The sequence below is a fragment of the Microcystis sp. CS-574 genome, assembly GCF_028329095.1.
Classification (GTDB): Bacteria; Cyanobacteriota; Cyanobacteriia; order Cyanobacteriales; family Microcystaceae; genus Microcystis; species Microcystis ichthyoblabe_A.
This window is the reverse complement of sequence record NZ_JAQMSY010000092.1, coordinates 1-4,254: the sequence shown is the minus strand read 5'-3', so window position 1 is coordinate 4,254 and position 4,254 is coordinate 1. Positions and strand designations below refer to the sequence as shown.

At 42.3% G+C, this 4,254-nt stretch carries 5 protein-coding genes; 4 read left to right on the top strand and 1 reads right to left on the bottom strand.

Annotation, left to right across the window (positions count from 1 at the left end; translation table 11 throughout):
* Nucleotides 1–74: 74 nt before the first annotated feature.
* The 4 genes from PN470_RS07140 (at nucleotide 75) to PN470_RS07125 (ending at nucleotide 2,677) form a co-directional block, all read left to right on the top strand.
* On the top strand, nucleotides 75–233 hold the full coding sequence (locus PN470_RS07140; RefSeq protein ID WP_002767264.1) for a hypothetical protein: 159 nt from the start codon (nucleotides 75–77) through the stop codon (nucleotides 231–233).
* Between the two features lie 2 nt (nucleotides 234–235).
* Nucleotides 236–1,750 (top strand): cryptochrome/photolyase family protein, encoded by a 1,515-nt coding sequence (locus PN470_RS07135; RefSeq protein ID WP_272104168.1) that lies wholly within the window; start codon nucleotides 236–238, stop codon nucleotides 1,748–1,750.
* Between the two features lie 108 nt (nucleotides 1,751–1,858).
* Nucleotides 1,859–2,200 (top strand): translation initiation factor, encoded by a 342-nt coding sequence (locus tag PN470_RS07130; protein WP_002740237.1) that lies wholly within the window; start codon nucleotides 1,859–1,861, stop codon nucleotides 2,198–2,200.
* A 9-nt stretch (nucleotides 2,201–2,209) separates the two neighbouring features.
* Entirely contained in the window at nucleotides 2,210–2,677 is a 468-nt protein-coding gene (locus tag PN470_RS07125; RefSeq protein ID WP_002750165.1) for a TspO/MBR family protein, read from the top strand.
* A gap of 751 nt (nucleotides 2,678–3,428) precedes the next feature.
* Here the strand turns inward: PN470_RS07125 and cobM are convergent.
* On the bottom strand, nucleotides 3,429–4,217 hold the full coding sequence (gene cobM / locus PN470_RS07120; protein WP_002750163.1) for a precorrin-4 C(11)-methyltransferase: 789 nt from the start codon (nucleotides 4,215–4,217) through the stop codon (nucleotides 3,429–3,431).
* Nucleotides 4,218–4,254: the final 37 nt, after the last annotated feature.

Here is a 4,254-nt window from a genome sequence, read left to right as displayed (position 1 = left end):
CACACCCCACACCCCACACCCCACACCCCACACCCCACTTCCCATCCCCTTTTTGATTTTTGACTTCAAGAAATATGTGGATTATTAGCAAAAAAGTCGGGGTATTTACCCATTATTTAACCGCTACGGGGACATTTACCCCCAGCATCGACAAAGCCAGTAAATTTTCTGCTCGGGAAATGGCGGATATTATGGCTAAAAAATATGGGGGAATAGTCGAGGCAATGAAATAATTATGACCATTGGTATTTGGATTTTAGGTGATCAATTATGGACAGGACAAGCGGCCTTAGCTAATCGTCAAGCCTATTCACAGGAAACGCCGGTTATTTTAATTGAATCCCACAATCATATTCGACAAAGACCCTATCATCAGCAAAAATTAGTTTTAATCTGGTCGGCGATGCGTCATTTTGCCGAAGAATTAAAAACTTTAGGATGGTCTGTAACCTACGAAGTTACTGAAGATTTTGAGCCGATTTTATCCGCTTGGATTAAACGATTAGGTATTAAAGAATTACAGATTATGATGCCTAATGATTTACCTTTTCTTAGATTAATCAAAAATCTCAATTTAGACTGTGCTATAACCCTAATTGATAATAATCACTTTCTCTGGACTAGGACAGATTTTAATAATTGGGCTAAATCTCGTAAAAGACTATTACTAGAGGATTTCTATCGAGAAAGTCGCAAAAAATGGCAGATTTTAATCGAGGATAATCAACCCATAGGAGGACAATGGAACTTTGATAAACAAAACCGCAAACCGCCCAAGGATGGATTAAAAACTGCTGCTCCTCTTTGGTTTGAACCCGATGAAATTACCCTTCAGGTTATCGCTGATGTGGAAGCTTTAGATATTCCTAAATATGGAAAAATCAAACCTTTTCGCTGGGCAGTAAACCGCAGACAAACTTTACAGGTTTTGGAGCATTTTATTACTAATTGTCTGCCCAACTTTGGACCCTACCAAGATGCGATGGTAACGGGAGAAGAAACCCTCTGGCATTCCCTATTATCTCCCTATCTTAATCTAGGATTACTAACGCCGTTGGAAGTGATTCAAGGGGCAGAAATTGCCTATAAAAAAGATAATTTAGCCCTAAATAGCATCGAAGGATTTATCCGTCAGGTGTTAGGATGGCGGGAATATATGCAGGGGATTTATCATTATTTGGGAGAAGATTACGCTAATCATAATTGGTTTGAGCATCAACAACCCTTACCGGCTTTCTTTTGGGATAGTAACCAAACCGAGATGAATTGCCTCAAACAAGTATTATCACAGGTGGAAAATACCGGTTATGCCCATCATATTCAAAGATTAATGATTTTGAGCAATTTTGCCTTAATTTTTGGTTGCTCTCCCCAAGAGATTGAAAACTGGTTTCATAGTGTTTTTATCGATGCCTACGATTGGGTAATGCAGACTAATGTACTGGGAATGGGACAATTTGCCGATGGGGGAATTCTCGCTTCTAAACCCTACGCTTCCTCGGCCAACTATATTGATAAAATGAGTGATTATTGTCGGGGTTGTCTGTATAAAAAAAATGAACGAGTCGGGGATTTAGCCTGTCCTTTTAACTTTCTTTACTGGGATTTTTTGGCACGACATCGAGAAAAATTAAAGTGCCAAGGTCGAGTTAATATGATTTTAGGTCATCTCGATCGAATGTCGGCAGCTGAACTTAATCAAATGCGCTGCCAGTCCAACCAATTAAGAGCTATCAGCAGTCAGCTTTGAATCAGTTATCAGTTATCAGTTATCAGATGCCAGTTTTCAGTTCACTGATTACTGTTTACTGTTTACTGGTCACTGAAAAACCCCCAAACCCAGTATGATAATTGCTATATGAGTAAATCTAAGGAAAAAAACCGGATTGCCTATCAGGAATTTGGAGATCAAAGCAATTCTCAAGCTTTTGAGCGTTCCATTCCCGAATTACCCCCGAATCAGCAGAATTTGCGAGTACAAACCTCCCGCTCTGGTCGTGCGGGAAAAACCGTTACCATGGTTACAGGTTTTCAATGCCAAACCGAAACTCTGACGAAATTATTAAAACAGTTAAAAACTGCTTGCGGGACGGGTGGTACAGTTAAAGAAAATGCCATTGAGATCCAAGGAGATCATCGCCAAAAAATTCTACAAATTCTCATTGAATCGGGTTACAAAGCCAAAATTAGCGGAGGATAGCTTAAAATCATGATTCCCTCTTGGTTGCTTATCGGTGTCGTGGGGTTTTTGGTAGCGTTAGCTGGGGGATTACTCAATTCTCGCGATGTGCGTTGGTTTGCGCGTTTGCGTCGTCCCGATTGGTTAAGCTTTGAAAGATTAATCCCTCTTATCTGGACAATTATCTATATTTGTGGCGCAATTTCTGCTTATTTAGTCTGGGAAGCTCAACCGGCTAATCGCTGGTTTTTGATGGCTTTTTATCTGTTGGTGGAATTGACTATTAGTGCCTATACTCCCGTCACCTGTAAACTACGCAGTCTCAAAGCGGGAACGATTATCGGAGGTACGGGTTTTTTCTTGGGTTGTCTTCTGGCGCTCTTGGTTTTCCCTGTTTCTTCTTGGGCGGGCATCCTACTCCTACCCTACCTGATTTGGAGTCCGATCGGTACCTATGTGACTTGGGAAATGATCCATCTCAATCCTCGGGATGTCTAGACAGGGTTTGCGGCAAAAAGTTTCTCGTGGGGGTAGGGTGTAGGGTGTGGGGTGTAGGGTGTAGGGTGTAGGGTGTAGGGTTTTACCGATTTTGAGGGGGTCAATTACCTAATTTTCAGGGAAAAAGTCCCGGAATTTTCCCCCCGATCACTCCCATCGCAGGTACTTTTTGATTTCAAAAAAGTCTAAAGATATTATCCAACAAGGTTTTTAGATTTATTCAGCGAACCCTAGACAGGTAAAGTGGGATGTGTTAAAAATTAACACATCCCACAGATATTATTGCCATCTACCAACTTAAAAATCTAGACTGTTTTTTCCGCTCTAACTCGATCTACCCTGCGAGGAATGGGGCTCTTCTAGGTTCTGTGTGATAAGTTTAACTTACATAGGATTGATCAGTCTTTGTGTCCTTTGTGTCTTTGTGGTTCGTTCCACCCCCTCGCTAGGAAGAATGTATCTTAGAATACATTTTACCCACCAAACCCAAGAGAGCCGGAATGGAGCAATCAAGGAAGTTAGGAACCTCCTGACGACAGTGAGGACAATACCAGTAGGCACGACTAGCTACAAGGTGACGAAGGGTAATTCCCGAACAAATCGGGCAGCTGTGCATGGATTGTTAGAGGAATTTTAAACGTTTTTAAAATTGTCCTACCTCTCACTGCGATTTTAAACAAAATCGCCGCTCTTTAAATCTATCTTTAGGTAGAAACCCAGTGTTTCTTTCGATAGATTCCCCAGAAAATACTTAAGGATGAGGACGGAAAAGATGGGAATGTTGCGGGTGATAAAGTTGCGATCGAGTTCCTGTAATCTGGTTTAAAGCGGGACTAATGAGATAAAGGGTAGTTCTAGTTAAATTTTCCCGATGGGTTAGTTTGGCCATCTCTGACAGGGGGACAACCCAGATTTTTTCGTCGGGCCAACCGAGACGGAAACAAACGGCCACCTGTTGCTCTGCCGGATAGTATCTTAGGAGTTTTTCCTGGGCTTTGTCAACATGACGGGCGGCTAAATATAGGCATAAACTGGCTTTATGAGCGGCTAAAGAGGCTAATTCTTCACTTTCTGGCATGGGAGAGGCTTTTCCTTCCACCCGGGTTAGAATAATTGTCTGGACTAATTCCGGAATCGTTAATTCTAGGGCCAATTTAGCCGCTAATCCTTGAAAGGCACTAATTCCGGGGATTAGCTGAAAGGGTATATCTGCTGCTGTCAAAAGCTCAATTTGTTCTTGGATGGCACTATAGAGACTTAAATCCCCCGATTGCAGTCGCACCACCGCTAAACCCCGACGCACGCGATCGATCATTAAAGGGATAATTTCCTCTAGGGTGATGCTACTGGTGGGAATTAACTCGGCATCTTTAGGAGTGTCCTCAAGAATCTGTTTGGGGACGAGGGAATCAGCAAAGACGATAACATCGGCTTTTTGGAGAATTTTATAGGCTTTTACCGTCAATAATTCTGGATCTCCAGGGCCCGCACCAATAAAATAGACGGCCGGGGAGAGCGCCGAGGAGTCAATTAAAGTCATACTAAATCCTGTTTAAAAGGGGTGTGGGGTGTGGGGT